The organism is Streptomyces sp. NPDC001508, assembly GCF_040298665.1.
Lineage (GTDB): Bacteria > Actinomycetota > Actinomycetes > Streptomycetales > Streptomycetaceae > Streptomyces.
On sequence record NZ_JBEPAP010000052.1, the window covers coordinates 35,065 to 53,073 of the forward strand.

Consider the following 18,009-nt stretch of genomic DNA (forward strand, 5'->3'; position numbering starts at 1 on the left):
AGGACGCCGGCCGCAATCCATCCGGCGAGACTGAGACGTCGTCGGCGACGTAGTGGCGGCTGCGGTTTCGGCACGGTCGTCGTGGGCTGTGGCTCGACGCCGGGGTCGAGAGGGGAGTGTGTTGTCATCGGATACCGTCCCGGAGCCGCGGGTTGACGACGAGGCTCAGCGCGTCTGCCGCCAGGTTGGTGATGATCCAGGCGACTGTGCCCAAAAGGGCGGTCGCCTGGACGACGGGCAGGTCGTGTGCTCCGACGGCCGTGACGAGGTAGCTGCCGATGCCCGGGTAGTTGAAGAGTGTCTCGACGACCACCATCTCGCCCACGAACGCACCGACCACCAGGGCATCGGCGGTGAGGATCGCGGGTGCTGCCTGTGGGAGGACGTGCCGCAAGGTCAGCGGTAGTGGGGACAGACCACGCAGGCGCGCCGTTTCCACCGAGCCGGACGTGAGCTTGTCGAGGACAGCGGCCCGTGCGGTCCGTGTCGGGTAGCTTGCGGACGTGATCGCGATCGTCACCGCAGGTAGCCACACCGAGCCCAGCAGGGCCAGGACGGGTGCGTCGGGAGACACCGTCACGGTCGCGGGAAACAGTGGGATGGCCAAGGCGAAGCAGAGGATGAGGAGGCCGCCCACCACGAAGGCGGGAATGGCCAAGGTGACCAGAGTGAATCCGCCGACGGCCCGGTCGACAAGCCGACCGCGAGCGGTGGCCGCCACGCACCCCAGGACGTTCCAGAGCAGGAGACCGAAAGCGCCGGCGACGGCGGCAAGGATCATCGAGTTGCGAAGCTTGGGCTCGAGTTCGGCCCAGACGGGCTGCCCCGAGATGAGAGAGCGACCGAAGTCGCCCGTGACGGCATGTCCGGTCCACGAGAGGTACCGTGCCCACGCGGGGTCGTTCTCGTGCAGGCTTACCCGTGCCGCGGCGAGCTGTTCGGGGCTCGCTCCCTTGCCGAGGAGGTAGGAAGCGGCATCTCCGGGGACGAGTTGGCCCGCGAGAAAGATCACGATGGAAGCGATGAACAGACTGAGCACCGACGTGGCGACCCGCTGAGCCAGCAGCCGTGCGACGGAGCCTTGGCGGAACATTTAGGCCAGTCCCAACGTGTGGTAGTCGGGGCGAGCGTCCGGCTGGTTCTTTCCCGGGAAGTTCGCGACGTTCTTGCGCGCGGCCCGGCTGATGTCCTCGAAGACGGGTATGATCGCGCCGCCGTCGTCGGCGAGCGTTCGCTGCGCCTGGGCGTAGAGCGTCTTCTGCCGGGCGATGTCGGTCGTAGCGCGGGCTTGGCTCAGCGCATCATCGAACGTGCTGTTGGACCAGTGGGTTTCGTTGTTTGCCGAGCCCGTGAGGAACACCTCGTTCAACGCCTGAGCCGCTGGCCGGGGCCCCCAGTAGTCAACGTAGAAGTCCGCCTTTCCGAAGGTTTCCGCCACATAGTTGTCCGCGGAGTGCTGCTGGAGCTTGACCCGGATTCCCGCCTCGGCCGCTTGCTGCTGGTATGCCTGTGCCAGCGGCAGAAACGTCTCTGTGTACGGGGCGACATGGAGGGTGACGTCGATGCCGTTCGGGTAGCCGGCCTCTGCGAGCAGTCGCTTGGCCTTGGGGATGTCGCGGATGCTCGGTGTCGAGGCGCGCAGCGGATCACCGAGGGCTACGGGGTTGTTGTCCGCGACACCCCCCTTCCCGGACAGGACCACATCGAGGATCTGTTTCTGGTCTACGACGGCCTTGAACGCCTGGCGTACTCGGACATCGGAGAATGGCTTGGCGGCGCAGTTCATCACGATGACGTCCCAGGTGCCGGACGGGGCACGGACCACGCGGCATTCTGGATCAGCAGCGACGCGGGCGAGGTCGGCAGGGGCGAGAGAGTCGGAGTAGAGCAGCTCGACTTGACCTGCGAGCAGAGCATTGACCCGGGCCCCTGCATCGGCGATGGGCGTGAAGTGCAGCTCGTCGAGGCGTGCGGGGCCTTTCCGATACGAGTCCGAACGGGACAGGACAACGGTGCCGCCCGGAGGGAATTCCTTGAGTCTGAACGGGCCGGTACCGATTCCGGTCTTCGCGATGTCTGTTCCGGTGCCCTCGCGGATGATTCCGAACTGATAGCTCGCCAGCGTGGCCGCCAGGTTGCTGTTCGGCGCCTTCAAGTCGAGTCGCAGAGTGCGAGTGTCCGGTGTGGAGATGCCCGACGGGGTCAATGACGGCGCCAGAAGGGACGCGCCGGCGCTGCCGGTCTCAGGGTCGAGGACACGCTTCAGGGTGTAGGCGATGTCCGAGGACGTGAGCGGGTGTCCATCATGGAATTCGACGTTGCTTCGTACCTTGAAACTCCATTGTGTAGCGTCTTTGGACACCGACCAGTCAGTGACGAGATCGGGGTGCGGTTGGTGCTTCTCGTCGAGTACTACGACGTACCCGTACAACGCCGACAGGGCCTCGTAGAGCCTGTTCGGCCCTGCCGGATCAAGGTTGAACGCGCCCCCGCGGGTGCCGCCGAACGCAACTCGCAGCGTGCCGCCGCCCTGCTTCGAGGTACCTGCCGAGCAGGCGGAGACACCGGAGGCGGTCACGCCCACCATGACGGCGAGTTGAAGGAACTGGCGTCGCGATGTTCTCGCTCTGGAATTCTGATACATGGGGTGATTCCTTTCCCGGATACCGCGGAGATTTACTTCTCCAGGTATCGGCGGCGAAGCATGATGACGTAGACAGCATCGATCAGCGCGTGCATAGACACGTGTGAAGCGGGCGGGTGACTCCATCCCGGGTCTCCGGCCCCTGAGGCAACAAGAGTGAGGTCCGTGAGTTCGGCGAGCTGCGAACCGGGTGAGCTTGAGAGTCCGATGGTGTGCGCACCCGCTCCGGAGGCGGTCTGGAGCGCCTCCAGAACACGCGGGGTGACGCCAGACTTGGAGATACCGATGGCCACATCGTCTGTGCCCAGCAGCCCTGCCGCCATTGATTCCTGTTGCTGTCCGCCCGCGATGACGGCACACGGCACACCGGCGACCAGCAATCGGTGCTGGAAGACATAGGCCATAGCGATACTCAGACCGCCCACGGCGTAGATTTCGGTCCGGCGCGCAGCTAGGAGGAGTTCTGCACACCGGACCACATCTGTGACGGCCGTCCATGTGGAGGTGTCTCGAAGGCTCTGTTCCGCCACGCTGAAGACTTGCCGGATGACCGCGCTGTCCTCATCGTTGTCGGCGACATTGACGCCGTCCCGGTCGGGAGTGTTGTAGACCTCGACGGCGAGGGCGACCTTGAGCTTCGGAAAGCCGGCGTAGCCGAGCTTGGTGCAGAGCCGGCCGACCGTGGCAGGTCCGGTGCCGCTGGCACGCGCCACCTCCTGGATCGACGACACCGCCACATACCCGGGCTCGCTCAAGATGTAGTCGGCGACGCGGCGCTCCGCGTCGGTCAGCTCCTCGTACATGGCTCGAATCGTGGTGAAACAAGGCCTGGGTCGTGCCGTAACGTCGGTCATTTCCACTACCTCCGGCTCGGTCACAGCAGATGCGCTCGTTCGGCAGAGTCACGATCGGGACCATGCCTGCTCAGAGCGCGTTATCGGTGTCTGGAACTTCATACCGGAGGACTGGGACTTTGAGCCAGGCCGGTTTCCGGCTCGTCACCAGAAGTTCAGCTGCCGACCCTCGGCGTTTACCGTCGTGGCAGTTCCCCAGTGTCGAGGGACGCTCGTAGCGACGGCTTCGCCTCGTCCTTGCGGTCGCGGAACGGGGACGCCATAGCATCCACCGAAGATCGGGCGGACCCCGGCTGATCTGCTGCGTCAGGGCCTATGTGTCGACGATGGCGGCTTGGCCGATGGTGTGGGCGCGGTCGGCTTCCGAGGGCTGGGTGTACGAGTGCGCGTGGTGTCCAACGTGATGTGCGCCCTCAGGTCCGCCCCCACCACGATGACCACGCCGCTGCCACCGCAATAGGAGCCGGTCGCATGCTGGCGCAGGCATTGGAGCACAACTCGCCACTGCTGTTCCGGCTGGTGTGCGCACACCTGATCTCGGCGCGAGTGATCCGGCAGGGGCTACTGACGGTGGGCGAGCGGGTCGCACACACGCGGCAGGAAACCCGGCAGGAGACGTAGGTGAGGGCGACTGCGAGGCCAAGGAAGGCGAGGAAGTGAGAGCCCTTTCGCTCGTACCGGACGGTGAGCCGGCGGTAGCCGAACAGCCAGGCGATCGACCGCTCGATCTTCCAGCGGTGTCGGCCGAGCCGCTCACTCGATTCGATCCCGGGACGCGCGATACGGGGAGACTTCCCGCCGTGGGACCGGGTGTATGCGTTCTTCCGCCGCTGGCGCGACAACGCCCTGGTCAAGGAGTTCCACGACCGGCTGCGCACCAGGGTCCGCGAAACGCTGGGCCTCGACGCGGCACCGACGACCGGTGTGATCGACTCGCAGTCGGTCAAGGCAGATGCCGTCGTCGGGGCCGACAGCCATGGCTTCGACGGTGGCAAACTGGTCAACGGGCGCAAGCGGCACGTCGTGGTCGACACGCTCGGCCTGCTGCTGGGCGTGATGGTCACCGCCGCGGACACCGCCGACCGCACCGCCGCCCACGTGCTGCTCGGACAGGTCGCCGACGTGCGCCACCGGCTGGAACTGGTCTGGGCCGACGGCGGAACGCAGCGACGACATGCGTGGTTTCGTGGTGCTGCCCAAGCGGTGGATCGTTGAGCGGTTCTTCGCCCACCTGATGCGCACGCGCCGTCTGGTGCGCGACTTCGAACGCCGCACGTGCCAGCGCCGAGGCGATGGTCTACTGGTCGATGACCCTGCTCATGACGCGCCGCCCTGCCCGGCCGGCCCCGGGGCAAGAGTGAATTGGCCCGGCTGCCGCTCGGCCGGCCAGCCCCGCGCCACCAGCCGTTTCGCCTTCGACCGCAGTGCCTCCACCTTGGCCGGCACCGCGTCCAGGCCGAACATCAGGGTCAACTCCTGGCATGTCAGCGGCCCTTGATGGAGCCGGTGCCGGTCCGCCAGCGTGGTGAGGATACGCTGATAGTCCACCGACAGCGCCGAACAGGCCAGCCCCTCACGCCACACCGGCACCTGCGACTTCGGTTTCGCCGCCTGCCCAGGCACCAAGTGCGTGTCCGCGTCCCGTGGGCCGGGAGCGGCCTCCGGATCAGCGACGTCGCCGCCGTCCGGGGCCAGGACAGTGCTCACCCGCCTGCGGGCGATCGCCCACTCCTGCCATTCCTGCTCGGCCGCGGCCAGTTCGGCCTGGATACGATCGGCTTCCTGACGCAATCCGTCGACTCGACGGCGAGCAGCGAGCTCGTGTTGTTCCAGCAGTCCGACGACCGACGGCATCCGCAACCTCCCGGGGAGCGACGACACGACACGCCACCACTCCCACTGAGTCACCCACGCTATGCCTGACCAGCGAAAACGCCGCCCTCAGATCCGGAACGACAACAGCCACTCAGTCCTCAGCCCGTGATCACGACTCCGCACAGGCCCTCGTGGGATCGCCTACGGGATGCGAGTCCTATGGCGACGGAGGCCCCGTAGTAGTCGCTGGCTTCACGGCCGGCCAGGGACGACGGGCAAGCCGTCCGCATCGGGCGAAGGGGGCCAGGTGATTCGGACACCACAAAGTCGGGGCGCCGGAGAGAAGCGCTTCGAATCGTGGTCATGATCCTGCTTCGTCTTCCGGTTTGTCGGCGGCGCGGCGCCACCGTTCGAGCCACGCGACCAGACGCGCTTGGTAGTCGAGCCGGTGCGACGGCCTTCCGCCGTTGATGAGAGAGTGGTCCGCGCCCGGGTACGCAACCAGTTCCGCGGGAACTCCCCGCCCCAGGAGCAGGGCGAGCCAGTGCTCCGCCTGACTGATCCGGCAGCGGCGGTCGTCTTCGCCGTGCAGAAGGAGGGTGGGCGTCGAAACGTGCGACGCTCGCGCGGTGGGTGATCGATCTGCGAGGGCCGCGCGCCCGGAGTAGGGATTCGACCGCAGTTCCAGTTGCACGGTGTTCCAGCCCTCGTCGCAGCTGCCGACCGTTCCGGGAAGATCGCATATGGACCCGCCGGCCACCGCTGCGATGAAACCGTGGGCCCGCGTCGTCAGATGGCACGTCATGTATCCGCCGTAGCTGTAGCCGACCAGGGCCAGGCGGTCCGGATCGGCCACCCCTTCGGCGATCAGATCCCTGACTGGCTCGAGGACGTCCGCCTCGTCGGCGAAGCCCCAGTTGCCGGCGAGCGCCGAGTAGAAGTCCTGTCCGTATCCGTCCGATCCCCGACTGTTCACGGTGAGAACCGCCCAGCCCCGGTCTGCGAGCTCGTGTTGGTAGAAACGGGCTGGATCCAGCGTCCCCGACCAGGCGTTGTGAGGCCCGCCGTGGATGTCGACCACGAGCGGGTACGGGCCCTTGGAGCTCGCGGGGAGAAGGAGCCATCCCTGCACGCGCGTCCCGTCGCTGATCTCGAAGTCGCGTGTGTCGGGCGTCCCCAGCTGTCGAGAGCCGAGCGTGCGTGCCGTGAAGTCGGTCAGTACGCGCAGTTCCCCCGAGGCTCGGTTCACTACGCCGATCTCGCCGAACGACGAGGCGTCGCTGAAGGCCACGACTGCCTCGCCGCGGTTGCCGTCGGCGACAGCTGAGACGACCGTGCCCTCGCGGGCGAGAATCGGCGACACCCGACCGTCACCAACTGAGACCTGGTACAGGTGCGTACACCCGCGGTCACGCACGCAGGCGAGTATCGACTCGCCGTCAGACGTGAGGACGGGATGGCAGCCGGGATACCCCAGACCGGGCAGCATCACGTTGCGGTCGAGCTCCCCGAGGAGGTCCTCGTCCGGCGCTCCGTCCTGGTGCAGCCTCAGCAGGCGCGAGTGGCCGTGCGCAATTGGTGGTTCGGAGACGGCAAAGAGCGACTGGCCGTCCGGCCACCAGCCGGGCGGGCTGGCAACGCAGGTGTCCTGCCCAAAGCGTACGGGGGCCGTGGAGCCGTCCACGGCGATCACATACGCCTGGCTGACGATCAAGCTGTCGCCCGGCTCGGACGTGCGGGACTCCACGTAGGCGATGCGGTCGCCTTGCGGCGACCATGTCGGCATCGCCGCAGATCCCGCGCTATGCGTGAGTTGCCTGCACTCACCGGTCCGGACGTCGCCGACGTAGATCTGGGTCTCGGCGACGGCTCCGCCTTCGCGGATACTCGTCATCGAGTTCAGCACGCGTGGAACGAAGTTGTCCTGCTCGCGACTTGTCGGCACACTGGCCGCCGCCGCGAAGGCGAACCGGGTGCCGTCCGGTGACAAAGTGAATGGCCCGGCGCCGTGCGGCAGCGTCTTCACCGATGTGATCCGGGTTCGATTCGTGGCTCCGTCGTCCTGGACGAAGACATGCGGAACGCCGCCCTCGAGCGCCCGGAAGAAAATTGCGCTCCCGTCAGCGGCGAAGGTCGGCGCTCCCGGGAGCACGTCTGTCGCAACTACAGACGGCGTGCTGCCTGCCTCTGCGGCGCAGATCCACAGATCGGCCACGTCTCGATCCTGGTCTCGTTCGACGCGTGTTGTGCAGAAGGCGACCCTGTCTCCGGCTGGGCTCATGGCAACCGAGACCGGATAGATGAACCTTTGTACATCGGTGGTGGCAAGCACCGTTTCCCCTAGATTCTCGGAGCTTCCCAGCTCGCCGGCACACGTGGAATGGAGTCGATCAGATTGCGCGTGTAGTCCGTCGTCGGGTGGGAGAACACCGTCTTCGAATCTCCCTGCTCGACGATCTGACCGTCCCGAAGCACGATCACTTGCTCGCACAAGAAGCCGATCACGGCGAGATCGTGCGAGATGAACAGGTACGTCAGGCCGTACTCCGCTCGCACGTCCGCAAGCGTGTTGAGAACTTGAGCTTGGACTGACACATCGAGCGCCGAGACGGCTTCGTCGAGCACGATCATGCTTGGTTCAGCCGCGAGCGCCCGAGCGATCGCCACGCGTTGTCGCTGTCCGCCGGACAGCTCTCTTGGCTGAGCCTTCGACTCGCGACTGGCCAGGCCGCAGGAATCGAGCAGTTCGGTCGTACGCCGTTCGCGCTCCGCGCGTGTGCGCGTGAAGTGGACACGTTGGACCTCGTCGAGCATCTCCGCAACCTGCTGCCGCGGGTTGAGTGACGTCGCCGGGTCCTGGAAAACCATCTGCAGCCGTCGAGCCTGTCGGCGAAGAAGGCGGGCCGTCAGGTGACTGGGCCTCTCCTCACCCTCGATGGAGATCGTGCCGGCGGTCGGGCGCTCGAGCCCCATGACCATACGAGCGATCGTCGACTTGCCCGAACCCGACTCGCCAACGAGACCGACGGACGCGCCAGTCGCCACCTGCAGGGATACATCCCGCACCGCGTCGACCCTCGCTGCGCGCATCGAGGTCTGTCGGCGGACGCGGAACGACTTCGTCAAGTGTTCTGCAGCGACGAGTGGTACATCGGTGGGCCGTGTCACGCTTCCTCCTGGCCGCGGATCGCGTCTCGGACCTGCGGGTCATCGGCACGCCAGCAGGCGATCAGAGAATCCCCACGTTGCGCGCGGCTCAACGGGGGTGTCTGGTCTCGACAGGTATCGAGCGCGAACGGGCAGCGGGGGTGAAAGGCGCACCCGGCGACGACTTCACCGGACGACGGAGGACGGCCGGGGATGTTTGCCAGCCGTTCAGCATCCGTGTTCGGACGAGCCTGCAGCAGTGCCGCGGTGTAGGGATGCCGCGGTGAGCGGAAGAGTTGCTCGGCCGCGGCCACCTCCACGAGCCGTCCTGCGTACATCACGCCGATCTGACTGCACATCCCCGCGACCAACTCCAGGTCGTGGCTGATGAACAGCAGCGCCACGTCGCGCTCCGCCGTGAGGCGCTTGAAGAGCCGGATGATTCCGGCCTGCACGGTCACGTCCAAGGCGGTGGTCGGCTCGTCGGCCACGATCAGTTCGGGGTCGCAAGCGAGGCCCATCGCGATGACTACCCGCTGCAAGAGGCCACCGGACAATTCGTGGGGATAGGCGCGCGCGACGCGATCGGGATCACGAATTCCGACCTCCGCGAGCAGGCCCGGGACGCGGAGGCGCGCGTCCTTCTCGGAGAGGCCGAGATTCACATGAAGGATCTCCGCGACTGCGTGTCCACACCGGTGGAGAGGATCGATCGCCGTCCGGGGATCCTGGGGTATCCACGCCATGCGTTTGGCCCGGAGGGCTCTCAGCGCCTTCGGCCTGAGTTTCGAGACGTCGTCTTCGCCGAAGGTCACGGTCCCCGTGACCGTACTGCCGGCGGGCAGCAGGCCGAGGATGCTACGGGCGGTCATCGACTTGCCGGAACCGGACTCACCGACGAGTCCGAACGCCTCGCCGCGTTTGATGCTGAGGCTGACGCCGCGAAGAATCTCGTTGGTTTGACGCCGTCCGCGTACCGACAGCCGCACGTCGGCAAGCTCGACGAGGTTCGACGAGCCAAGGTCTTTGGGTACTCGACGCTCGTTCATGAGTGAGTTCACCTGGCTTCCGTCCGCAGAGGAGGTCCGGCTTTCAGTCATGATCGACTTCTCCCGTGACGGGCGAGCGCGTCGCCGAGGACGTTGAACGAGACGACGGTTACGACAATTACCACCGACGCGGCGATCGCCTCGGCGTAAGAGCCGTAGGGCAGAGCCCCCCTACCGGACAGCAGCATCTGGCCCCAATCGGCGGTCGGTGGTTGTACTCCGAGGCCCAGGTAGGTCAGTCCTGCGAGTTCGAGAAGGCAGTACCCGAAGTTGAGCGTCGCCTGCGCCGCGATCGGGGGGATGATGTTCGGCAGCAGGTGCCGGACCAGGATCCGTCGCGTCGGGAAGCCCTGGAGACGCGCGGCCTCTACATACGGCTTCCCCCTTTCACCGAGGACTGCTGACCTGACGACGCGCGCCAGGATCGGCGAGTACAGGAACGCAAGCGCGCCAACCGCGCCCCAGTAACCGGGCCCGATCGCGGCGACCAGCAGGATGGCCAGGATCAGTGACGGGAAGCTCAAGATGAGGTCCCAAGTGCGCGTCAGGACCGTGTCCAGCACGCCGCCGACGTAGCCGGCCATCAGCCCCATGGCGCCACCGAGGAGTGTCGAGGCGACCACGATGATCATCGGGCCGACGAGCGACGTGCGCGCCCCGTAGAGCAATCTGGAGAACACGTCGCGACCGGAACTGTCGGTTCCGAAGATGTGGTCCCAGGACGGCGCGGCGAGAGTCTCGGCGAGGTCACCCGTCGAGGGGTCGTAGGGTGCGATCAGCGGTGCGAGCGCGGCGGCCGCGACGATCACCAGCACGACCGCGCCGGCCACAGAGGCGGGACCGTCTATTCGCAGACGACCGGTGACTGAGAGACGACGACGTACCGCGATCTCGGTCATGAGGAATTCCGATCGTGAGACACGCGCGGGTCAACGACTGTGTACAGCAAGTCGACCAGCGCACTCGAAACGATGAAAACGGTCACGAACAACAGGACCACGCCTTGAACCACAGGGTAGTCGCGGGTCTGGACAGCGTTCACGAGCAACGACCCCAGGCCGGCGAGACCGAAGGTGTACTCGACGAAGATCGTTCCGACGATCAGGAAACTGACCGCGAGACCTCCGATCGTCAGAACCGGCATGAAGGCGTTGCGCAAAGCGTGCCGGAGCACGATCCGTCGCCGCGAGAAGCCGCGACTCTCGAGCACCTCCACGAACTCCGCCTCCATCGTCCGAGCCAGCGAGGCCCGAGTCGTGCGCGCAACAAGCGCGATCGACGGCAGAGCCAAGGCGATCGACGGCAGGGCCAGGTGATTCCAGCGATCCCACCCCGGCTCGCCGGAACCGAGCAAGGGGAACCACTGGAGCGAGACCGCGAAGACGGAGAGCAGAACAATCGCCGAGATGTAGGGAGAAATAGCGGCCAGTGTCAAGGTCACGACGCTGAGCGCCGCGTCAACGGCGCGGCCCTGGTTCAAAGCGCCCGCCATGCCGATGATCAGTCCGCCGACCACGACGATCGTGGCTGCCATGGCGGCGAGCTGCAGCGAAACGGCCAGACGAGGGAGGACAAGCTCCGTGACGGGCAAACCCGACGAGTACGACCGTCCCAGGTCCCCCCGAATCACGCTCCCGAACCACGAGCCGAACTGGGAGAGCAGGGAACCGTCCAATCCGTAGCTCGCGGCCAGCCTCTCTCGCGCGGCGTCGCTCAGCCGCGCCGCTCCGGAGATCCGGTCAGGCCTCGTCACCCTGCGCCGGCACAGCGGCTACTCGGTTCGCCGCTTGGGTGTCGCCGACGTCGAGGAGATTTTCAAGGTCCGGCGCGTAGTGGAGCCGTCCGCGATCGCGATGAGCGCACGGGTGCCGGAAGCGGCCCTGGCGGCGGTCGGGGATCAGGTGGTGCAGGCGGAAGACCTGGCGCGCCAGCGCCGGTGGCGCGACGTCGAGACAGCCAGCCTCTACTTCCACCAGGCGATCGTCGACCTCAGCGGATCGGAGTCGTTGAGCAACTTTTTCGGGATCCAACTGGCCCAGCTCCGCCTGGCGTTCGCCGCCGTCCCGGGCGAAAGCGGGCGCCAGGTCCACTGGGTGCCGCGTGACCGTCGGATCTTCGACTTACTCCGCACCGGCGACCGCGCCGCTGCGGTCGATGCGCTCAACGCCTATCTCGACCAGTCGGAGATCGAGTTGTTCGACGCCTTGCGCCGGCAATCCTGACACGTCGGCCTGAATGAACTCCCCACAAACGAAAGGGAAGGCGATGTCCACTCATGCTGCCTGCCGGGCGACCAGGCCCGGCCCCCTGCTCGTCGACCGAGCGACGTACTCCTCGTTCGCCGACGAGTCAGCCCGCCGGTCCACCGCCCGGTTCCGCATCCCGATCCAGTCCGGCAAGGCCTGGGGCGTCGCTGCGGGACACGTGGCGCGCCTCTCGACGCCCGAGGGACCGCAGGTGGCCGACGCGAACCTCGGGATCTGCCGCCCGATCGACGTAGAGGTTTCCGAGCTTGAGGCCGACCTCCTCCAGAACTGGCAGCCGCCCGTCCCGAGCGCGTACGCCGGCCGACACGGTCTGGTCTATGACCGTGCCTGATGCCATGCGCCGGCATGCGCAAAGCGCCGGCGCGACGGTGACGGCACAAGCGGAACGCCTCGCGACCGACCTCGCTGATCTCGTGAGGATCGAGTCCGTCTCGAGCGACGTCCGCTGCTACGACGCCGTCGACGAGTCTGCGGCCGCAATCGCTCGCCTGGTCCGGGACCTGAACCTCTTCGACCAGGTCGACGTGGTGAGATCGGTCTCGGACGGCGTCGCGGGCCGTCCCGCGGTCGTGGCTTCCCGACCGTCTCGCCGCGGTCGGCCCACCGTCCTGCTCTATGCCCACCACGACGTCCAGCCGGTCGGCGATCTGGAACTCTGGGACCGTCCCCCTTTCGATCCCGAGATCGAGGACGGCCGCATGTACGGTCGCGGCGCTGCTGACGACAAGGCCGGCGTGATGACACACGTTGCCGCGCTCCGGGCCCTGGCCCAGGTGTTGCCTGACCCGGACCTGGGCCTGGTGATGTTCGTCGAGGGCGAAGAGGAGTGCGGCTCCGCGACTGTCGCGGCGACACTTCTCGAGCGACGCGACCAACTCAGGTGTGACGTGGCGGTCGTCTGCGACTCCGACAACTGGACCCCCGAGACTCCAGCGCTGACTACGAGCCTGCGTGGCGCCATCCTGTTCGACTTCGAGGTTCGAACGCTCAATGCCCCCCTTCACTCCGGCATGTTCGGCGGAGCCGCCCCGGATGCGTTCATGTGCGCCGCGGTATTGGTGGCCTCTCTCTACAAGGAGGACGGCAGCGTCGCCGTGAAGGGACTGCGTCGCGGACCCGAGCCCGACATCGATTTCGATAAGGCGAGCTACATGGCCGACGCCGGTCTGATCGGCGCGCAACTCGTCGGGGGCGGCTCGATCGCTGGCCGGGTCTGGCAGAACCCGTCGATAACCGTCATCGGGGTCGACGCGCCGACGTGTGCGGAGGCGTCCACTTCGCTGATGTCGACCGTGCGCCTGCGGGTCAATGTCCGTGTCACGCCTGAGCAGTCTCCCGACGAGGCTTTCAGCCTGATCGCCGATCATCTCCGACGGCACGCGCCCTTCGGCGCCACGATCAGTTTCGAGGACGTCCGGACGGTCCCCGGGCTCGACACCACCGACTCCGGCCTCGGCAGCAGGACGATGCGCGAGGCGCTGGCCTACATCTGGCCGAACCCCGCAGTGAGCATGGGCATCGGCGGTTCGATCGGCTTCGTCGCGGCTTACCGGCAAGTCTTCCCGGACTCCGAGATCCTCGTCATCGGAACCGGTGACCCCGCCTCCAACATCCACGGCTACAACGAGTCCGTCGAGATGCGCACGCTCCTTCGCATGGCATCTGCGGAGGCCGCCTTCCTCCTCGCCTTGGACTCGGGATCGGCTGAAGCGACGTGATGACGGCGACCGTCGACATCAACGCGGATCTCGCCGAGGGATACGGGCGGTGGACGCTCGGTGACGACACGGGCTTGCTCGACAGCGCGGACGAGCGCGAACACCGCGTGCGGGTTCCACTCCGGGCCCCCTTGACTGTGTGGCGGACATTGCCTGCGACTGGGGCCCGTTACGTGGCGGTGGGCGCTCACGTGTCCTATCGCGACCTTGCGGGGTTCGGGCGAAGGTACCTGGCCGCTTCGCGCCCCGAGCTCACCGCCGCCATCGCAGTCCGCGCCGACTTCCGTAGGCGGTCGCATGCGAATACCAGGAGGTACCCGTGACCGACCACCCCCCGATGTACGCGCTTGCCGAGGAGCACCGCGCGGTCCGAGAAGCCGTCCGCGCGATCTGCGACACGCAGGTGGCGCCGTACGCAGCCGAAGTCGACGAGCAGGGGGGCTTCCCAAAAGAGGCGGCCGACGCGCTGCTGGCGGTGGACTTCCACGCCCCGCACGTGCCGGAAGCATGCGGCGGCGCTGGGCCGATGCGATCGCCACGGTCATCGTGATCGAGGAGGTCCCCGCGCCGACGTGTCCGCTCCCCCGGTTCTGGCCGTGAACAAGCTCGGCTCGCTGCCTGTGGAGCTGTCGCGCTCCGAGGAGCTGGAGAAGCACTGCCTCGGCGTGCTGGGCCGCGGTGTCGGCGGCTTCTCGTACCGCTTGCCGGAACCCGGAGCCGGATCCGACGCCACGTCGATGCGCACCCGTGCCGTCCGTGACGGACATGACAGCGCGAGTTGGAGGTGACGGTGCTCTTCATCAGCCACGACCTCGCCGTCGTGCGGCAGTTGTGCGACGACGTGGCCGTCATGAAGGACGGGCAGCTCGTCGAGGCCGGCCCGGCCACCCGTGTGATCAACCACCCGGGCGATCCCTACACCCAGGAGCTGGTCCGTGCCGTTTTGGCATTCGGGACCGCCCTGCTCGAGCAAGGAGTCGTGCGCTGATGTCCCGTCCCCTCTCCCTCGATGACGTCCGCCGGATCGTCACCGTCCCCGAGACCGCGATCGCCGCGGACGGCGAGACGGTTGTCTTCACCAGACGGCAGGTGGTCGACGGCCACCGCACCGAGACCTCCCTGTGGACGGTGGCCGGCGACGCGCGGCCACGCCCGCTGACCCATGGGCCCGCGGATCGCGCGCCGCGCTTCTCGGCTGCGGGCATCGTCTTCCTGCGCGACGTCGGCGGGATCCCGCAGCTGCACCTCCTGCCGCGTAACGGCGAGCCGGTGCCCCTGACGGCCCTTCCACAGGGCGCCGGACCAGCCGCGGTCAGCCCCGACGGTCGCCGGCTGGCGTTCTCCGCCGCGGTGGACCGGGCGCCCGCCGACGGGAAGCCGGACGCGGCGCCTGAGCCGATCGTCGTCGACACTCTGGACCAGCGGGCCGACGGGGCCGGTTGGATCGGCAGCGTCCGGCGTCAGGTCTTCGTGCTCGACCTGGAGTCCGGGCGGGTTCGTCAGGTGACGGACGGCGACGCCGACGCCGACGGTCCGTGCTGGTCACCCGACGGGAGACTGGTGGCCTTCGTCGGCGCCATCGACCATCGCGCGGACGTGTCGCTGGAGCGCCGGGTCCACACGGTGGAGGTCGACGCCTCGTTCCTGCCGGTGCGCCGGGTTGGCCGAGCGACCGCAGTCACCGGCCCGCTGCTGTGGTCCCCCGACGGTGACTCGGTGGTCGCCGTCGGCGCGCCGGTCATGGCGACCGGTCACGCCCGGCTGCTGCGCCTGCACCTCGACGACCGCCCCGACATCGACCTCACCGCGGAGCTGGACCGCAACGTCCTGCCGGGCGCGGCGGGCTCCCCGGGCGGTCATCCTGCGCTGAGCAGCAGCGGTGAGATCGTGTTCTGCCTGCGCGAGCGTGGCTGGACCCACCTGTATGCGCTCCGCGCAGACGGCGGCGGCAGCCGCCCGATCGTCGCTGAGCCGCACCAGGTCGTCTCGGGCCTCTCGGTGGCCGCCGACGCCCTGCGCGCAGCCATCGTCCTCACCACGCCGAAGTCCTTCGCCGAGGTCGCCCTGGTCGACCTCGTCACCGGTGAGGTCGAAGTGGTGACCTCACTGATGCAGGAGTGCCTGCCCGACGTCGAGCTGTTCCGGCCGGAGCCACGGGAGTTCGAGATCGCCGACGGCACCGTCGTGCACGGGTGGCTGACCGCGGCACCCGACACGACCGGTGCGGCGCCGCTGCTGCTCGACGTCCACGGCGGCCCGCACAACGCGTGGGCCGGTGTGGCCGACGAGACCCACCTCTACCAGCAGCTGCTCGCCGCGCGGGGATGGCGCGTCCTGACCGTGAACCCACGCGGTTCCGACGGGTACGGGGAGGAGTTCCTCCGGGCCGTGGACAGCGAATGGGGCCGCGCGGACCTGGCCGACCTCCTGGAGCCGATCGACCAGCTGATCGCCGAGGGCATCGCCGACCCGGACCGGCTCGCCGTCACTGGCTACAGCTACGGCGGCCTGGCGGTCTGTGCCCTGACCAGTCACACCGACCGGTTCGCCGCCGCAGTGGCAGGAGGCCTGCTCTGCGACTTCGCCTCGGCGCAGCGCCTACTGCCGGAGGGCTTCTTCTCCTCGGCGGCGGCCGGCGTCGCGCCCACCGACGTCGTCGAGCTCGTCGAGAGGTCCCCGATCGCGCGCGTCGCACAGGTGAGCACGCCGACGCTGGTGCTGCACGGCGGCAGCGACGCCACCTGCCCTGTCGGACAGGCGCAGCAGTGGTTCTCCGCCCTGCGTGTGCGGGGAGTACCGACCCGGCTGGTTGTCTACCCGGGAGGCGACCATCTGTTCATCGCGGACGGGCCGGTCGACCACCGCGCCGACTACCACGCCCGGGTCGTGGAGTGGGTCGAGCAGCACACCCGTGCGGACGCCCGTCCGGCCGCACTGTCGCCAGCTCCCCGCGGGGAGCGGTACTGGCGTCGGCGCCTGGACCTGCTGCGGGAGCGGCACGGAGTGGTGGGCGCCCAGCTCGGGATCGTGCAGCTCGACCGGCAGGGCGAGGTGTTCGATCACATCACGGTCTGCTCGGGCGTCCTGGACGTCTCGACCGGAGAGCCCGTCGTCGAGGACGCGATCTTCCAGATCGGCTCCATCACGAAGGTCTGGACGACCATGCTCGTGATGCAGCTCGTCGACGAGGGGCTGCTCGACCTCGACGCTCCGGTGCGCAGCGTCCTGCCCGAGTTCCGGTTGGCCGACGATGACGCACCGTCGGTGACGGTCCGTGCCCTGCTCCACCACACCAGCGGTATCGAGGGCGATGTCTTCACAGACACCGGCCGGGGGGACGACTGCATTGCGCGGTACGTGGAGCACCTCGCCCATGTCTCGCACGTGCACCGGCCCGGTGAGCGCTTCTCCTACTGCAACGCCGCTTTCGTGGTCGCGGGCCGCATCGTCGAGGTGCTCCGTGCGATGACGTGGGACGAGGCCGTGCGGAGGTACCTGGTGGAGCCGTTGGGCCTCCATCACACGGTCACCCTGACCGAGGACGTCCCCCGGTTCGCCGCGGCGACCGGCCACGTCGGGTTCGGGGCGGCGTCGGTTCCGGTGTCCCAGTGGTCGATCACCCGCTCGATGGGCCCGGCCGGGCTGATCGTCGCGAGCGTCGGCGACCTGCTCTCGTTCGCGGAGATGGCGCTGCGCGGCGGGACGTCCCGCGACGGAGTGCGGGTGCTGTCGGCCGCCGGTGCCCGCCTGATGACCATCGCGCACGTCGACCTGCGCGAGAGCGTGCCGACGGTGGAGGGCTGGGGGCTGGGCTGGTTCCTCGAGGACTGGCACGGAACCTTCGTCCACGGGCACGACGGCGGCACGATCGGGCAGCGTGCATACCTGAGGTTGATCCCCGGGACCAGGTACACCGTCGCCCTCCTGACCACTGGCGGCCGGGCGGACGGCCTCTTCTATGAGCTGTTCGCGGACGTCACGGCCTCCATCGACGGCAGCAGGCCCCCCGCTCGGCTGGAGGCTGACCTGACGCGGCTGCCCGACCCGCTGGTCGGCACCTGGGAGTGTGCCGAGTGCCGCGCCGAGGTGACGCCGGTCGACGACGGGCTCAGGCTCACGCTGTGGGAGCGGGAGGGACACCTTCACGATGAGATGTCCGGCGAGCCGCGGATCGTCTCGCTCCACCCCTCGAACATCCCCGGCGTGTACGCCTACACCACCCCGGAGATCGCGGGCTGGGAACAGTTCCGCCCCGTGGCCGGTGGCGCCTACAACGGAATTCGGTTCCTTCGTGAGGTGAAGTCGTGACGTCCTCGGCGCAGCACCGAAGGCTCCGCCGGCACGATTGGGTCCCTGTCCGGAAACTTCGGGGCACCCCATGCATCCGACGCAACCATGTCTGCGCCTTCGGCGTGAAGACGGCTTCGAGCAGGGGATAACCGTCGGCGGCGATCTGCCGGGCGAGTCCGCGTCGTTCCTGCTCGTCCGCCGGCAACCGGTAGGCGTCGGCTCTGG

At 67.8% G+C, this 18,009-nt stretch carries 17 protein-coding genes and 2 pseudogenes; 9 read left to right on the plus strand and 10 right to left on the minus strand.

Annotated elements, in window-relative coordinates; all coding sequences use genetic code 11:
* Nucleotides 1-124 precede the first annotated feature (124 nt).
* The 3 genes from ABT245_RS33780 to ABT245_RS33790 are packed head-to-tail and all read right to left on the minus strand — an operon-like array spanning nt 125 to nt 3,498.
* The gene (locus tag ABT245_RS33780; RefSeq protein WP_351741201.1) at nt 125-1,093 is read right to left on the minus strand and encodes an ABC transporter permease; all 969 of its coding nucleotides are present in this window, start codon (nt 1,091-1,093) and stop codon (nt 125-127) included.
* Nucleotides 1,094-2,644 (minus strand): ABC transporter substrate-binding protein, encoded by a 1,551-nt coding sequence (locus ABT245_RS33785; RefSeq protein ID WP_351741204.1) that lies wholly within the window; start codon nt 2,642-2,644, stop codon nt 1,094-1,096.
* A gap of 32 nt (nt 2,645-2,676) precedes the next feature.
* Entirely contained in the window at nt 2,677-3,498 is an 822-nt protein-coding gene (locus ABT245_RS33790) for a MurR/RpiR family transcriptional regulator (protein WP_351741262.1), read from the minus strand.
* A 471-nt stretch (nt 3,499-3,969) separates the two neighbouring features.
* On the opposite strand from ABT245_RS33790, the gene ABT245_RS33795 reads away from it, so the two are divergent.
* Nucleotides 3,970-4,119 (plus strand): hypothetical protein, encoded by a 150-nt coding sequence (locus tag ABT245_RS33795; protein WP_351741271.1) that lies wholly within the window; start codon nt 3,970-3,972, stop codon nt 4,117-4,119.
* Between the two features lie 2 nt (nt 4,120-4,121).
* On the opposite strand, the pseudogene ABT245_RS33800 reads toward ABT245_RS33795, so the two are convergent.
* Nucleotides 4,122-4,286: pseudogene (locus tag ABT245_RS33800) on the minus strand (transposase); the annotation flags it as partial.
* Nucleotides 4,287-4,308: 22 nt separating this feature from the next.
* Here ABT245_RS33800 and ABT245_RS33805 point away from each other — a divergent pair.
* Complete coding sequence (locus tag ABT245_RS33805; RefSeq protein WP_351741207.1) at nt 4,309-4,713, plus strand: transposase; 405 nt, start codon at nt 4,309-4,311, stop codon at nt 4,711-4,713.
* A gap of 102 nt (nt 4,714-4,815) precedes the next feature.
* On the opposite strand, the gene ABT245_RS33810 is transcribed toward ABT245_RS33805, so the two are convergent.
* From ABT245_RS33810 to ABT245_RS33835, 6 genes are all read right to left on the minus strand, one after another.
* The gene (locus ABT245_RS33810) at nt 4,816-5,352 is read right to left on the minus strand and encodes a hypothetical protein (RefSeq protein WP_351741210.1); all 537 of its coding nucleotides are present in this window, start codon (nt 5,350-5,352) and stop codon (nt 4,816-4,818) included.
* Nucleotides 5,353-5,674: 322 nt separating this feature from the next.
* Entirely contained in the window at nt 5,675-7,528 is a 1,854-nt protein-coding gene (locus tag ABT245_RS33815) for a S9 family peptidase (RefSeq protein WP_351741212.1), read from the minus strand.
* 125 nt (nt 7,529-7,653) lie between these two features.
* Nucleotides 7,654-8,481, minus strand: coding sequence for an ABC transporter ATP-binding protein (locus ABT245_RS33820; RefSeq protein ID WP_351741215.1), 828 nt, complete (start codon nt 8,479-8,481; stop codon nt 7,654-7,656).
* Nucleotides 8,478-9,509 (minus strand): ABC transporter ATP-binding protein, encoded by a 1,032-nt coding sequence (locus ABT245_RS33825; protein WP_351741219.1) that lies wholly within the window; start codon nt 9,507-9,509, stop codon nt 8,478-8,480. Before ABT245_RS33825 ends, ABT245_RS33820 begins: the two co-directional genes overlap by 4 nt.
* A 47-nt stretch (nt 9,510-9,556) precedes the next feature.
* Complete coding sequence (locus ABT245_RS33830) at nt 9,557-10,408, minus strand: ABC transporter permease (protein WP_351741222.1); 852 nt, start codon at nt 10,406-10,408, stop codon at nt 9,557-9,559.
* Nucleotides 10,405-11,043, minus strand: coding sequence for an ABC transporter permease (locus ABT245_RS33835; RefSeq protein WP_351741225.1), 639 nt, complete (start codon nt 11,041-11,043; stop codon nt 10,405-10,407). Before ABT245_RS33835 ends, ABT245_RS33830 begins: the two co-directional genes overlap by 4 nt.
* Before the next feature lie 253 nt (nt 11,044-11,296).
* On the opposite strand from ABT245_RS33835, the gene ABT245_RS33840 reads away from it, so the two are divergent.
* The 7 genes and pseudogenes from ABT245_RS33840 to ABT245_RS33870 all read left to right on the plus strand — a co-directional run bounded on the left by ABT245_RS33840 (nt 11,297) and on the right by ABT245_RS33870 (nt 17,802).
* Nucleotides 11,297-11,731: an FCD domain-containing protein gene (locus ABT245_RS33840; protein WP_351741228.1), complete on the plus strand. Its 435-nt coding sequence runs from the start codon at nt 11,297-11,299 to the stop codon at nt 11,729-11,731.
* A gap of 43 nt (nt 11,732-11,774) precedes the next feature.
* Nucleotides 11,775-12,107: a hypothetical protein gene (locus ABT245_RS33845; protein WP_351741230.1), complete on the plus strand. Its 333-nt coding sequence runs from the start codon at nt 11,775-11,777 to the stop codon at nt 12,105-12,107.
* Nucleotides 12,094-13,494, plus strand: a complete 1,401-nt coding sequence (locus ABT245_RS33850) for a M20/M25/M40 family metallo-hydrolase (protein ID WP_351741233.1) — start codon at nt 12,094-12,096, stop codon at nt 13,492-13,494. The genes ABT245_RS33845 and ABT245_RS33850 overlap by 14 nt, the downstream gene beginning before the upstream one ends.
* Entirely contained in the window at nt 13,494-13,817 is a 324-nt protein-coding gene (locus ABT245_RS33855) for a LamB/YcsF family protein (RefSeq protein WP_351741235.1), read from the plus strand. Before ABT245_RS33850 ends, ABT245_RS33855 begins: the two co-directional genes overlap by 1 nt.
* 14 nt (nt 13,818-13,831) lie before the next feature.
* Nucleotides 13,832-14,258: pseudogene (locus tag ABT245_RS33860) on the plus strand (acyl-CoA dehydrogenase family protein); the annotation flags it as partial.
* A gap of 26 nt (nt 14,259-14,284) precedes the next feature.
* Nucleotides 14,285-14,482 carry a hypothetical protein gene (locus ABT245_RS33865; protein WP_351741237.1) on the plus strand — a complete coding sequence of 66 codons (198 nt, stop codon included), beginning with the start codon at nt 14,285-14,287 and terminating at the stop codon, nt 14,480-14,482.
* A complete protein-coding gene (locus tag ABT245_RS33870; protein WP_351741239.1) occupies nt 14,482-17,802 on the plus strand; it encodes a serine hydrolase in 3,321 nt (1,106 codons plus the stop codon). Before ABT245_RS33865 ends, ABT245_RS33870 begins: the two co-directional genes overlap by 1 nt.
* The last annotated feature ends 207 nt before the right edge of the window (nt 17,803-18,009 follow it).

Excerpts from the sequence above, each read along its gene's own strand:
- ABT245_RS33780 (WP_351741201.1), bottom strand. The coding sequence starts at position 1,093 with ATGTTCCGCCAAGGCTCCGTCGCACGGCTGCTGGCTCAGCGGGTCGCC.
- ABT245_RS33785 (WP_351741204.1), bottom strand. The coding sequence starts at position 2,644 with ATGTATCAGAATTCCAGAGCGAGAACATCGCGACGCCAGTTCCTTCAA.
- ABT245_RS33790 (WP_351741262.1), bottom strand. The coding sequence starts at position 3,498 with ATGACCGACGTTACGGCACGACCCAGGCCTTGTTTCACCACGATTCGA.
- ABT245_RS33795 (WP_351741271.1), top strand. The coding sequence starts at position 3,970 with ATGCTGGCGCAGGCATTGGAGCACAACTCGCCACTGCTGTTCCGGCTG.
- ABT245_RS33810 (WP_351741210.1), bottom strand. The coding sequence starts at position 5,352 with ATGCCGTCGGTCGTCGGACTGCTGGAACAACACGAGCTCGCTGCTCGC.
- ABT245_RS33825 (WP_351741219.1), bottom strand. The coding sequence starts at position 9,509 with ATGAACGAGCGTCGAGTACCCAAAGACCTTGGCTCGTCGAACCTCGTC.
- ABT245_RS33830 (WP_351741222.1), bottom strand. The coding sequence starts at position 10,408 with ATGACCGAGATCGCGGTACGTCGTCGTCTCTCAGTCACCGGTCGTCTG.
- ABT245_RS33835 (WP_351741225.1), bottom strand. The coding sequence starts at position 11,043 with ATGGCAGCCACGATCGTCGTGGTCGGCGGACTGATCATCGGCATGGCG.
- ABT245_RS33845 (WP_351741230.1), top strand. The coding sequence starts at position 11,775 with ATGTCCACTCATGCTGCCTGCCGGGCGACCAGGCCCGGCCCCCTGCTC.
- ABT245_RS33850 (WP_351741233.1), top strand. The coding sequence starts at position 12,094 with ATGACCGTGCCTGATGCCATGCGCCGGCATGCGCAAAGCGCCGGCGCG.
- ABT245_RS33855 (WP_351741235.1), top strand. The coding sequence starts at position 13,494 with ATGACGGCGACCGTCGACATCAACGCGGATCTCGCCGAGGGATACGGG.
- ABT245_RS33870 (WP_351741239.1), top strand. The coding sequence starts at position 14,482 with ATGTCCCGTCCCCTCTCCCTCGATGACGTCCGCCGGATCGTCACCGTC.